The following is a 511-nucleotide window of genomic DNA, read 5'->3' as shown; positions in this document are numbered from 1 at the left end:
GAAAAATTTTAACGTTTGAGTAGTATTATATTGTCATGTTTATTATTTTTAGTTATATAATTACATTTAAGAATAGCTTTTGTTCAAACTTTTTTTAAAAGTTTGAACTCAACTATATACAGTTACCACTATTTCATACAAGTTTTCATATACGAGAAGATACAAATAATGAATATGTACTAAACAATCTATTAGAAATGCATTTCATAGAGATGCCAAAATTCAGGAAAATGTCAGATAAAGACTTGAATGATCCACTACATAGATGGTTAATGTTTTTAGATAGAAATACGGATCAAAAAATATTGGATGATGTGATTGAAATGGATGAAGCAATTGGAAAAGCCCAAGAAAGAATAAATTATGTTTCACAAGATAAAGAAGCATTACGTGCCTACCAAATGAGAGAAATGGCACTATCAGATATGACAACAGCAATGAACACAGCCAGAAGAGAAGGGCTAAAAGAAGGAGAGATAAAAGGGATTAAAAAAGGAATAAAAGAAGGAGA

1 protein-coding gene is annotated in these 511 nt (G+C 29.0%); it reads left to right on the top strand.

Annotation, left to right across the window (positions count from 1 at the left end):
• Positions 1 to 116: 116 nt before the first annotated feature.
• Positions 117 to 511 (top strand): Rpn family recombination-promoting nuclease/putative transposase (locus MBFIL_RS05530; RefSeq protein WP_169805511.1); only part of this gene is annotated, 395 nt, incomplete at its 3' end.

It is taken from the genome of Methanobrevibacter filiformis, from assembly GCF_001639265.1.
GTDB lineage: Archaea > Methanobacteriota > Methanobacteria > Methanobacteriales > Methanobacteriaceae > Methanacia > Methanacia filiformis.
This window is presented reverse-complemented; position numbering and strand designations above follow the sequence as displayed.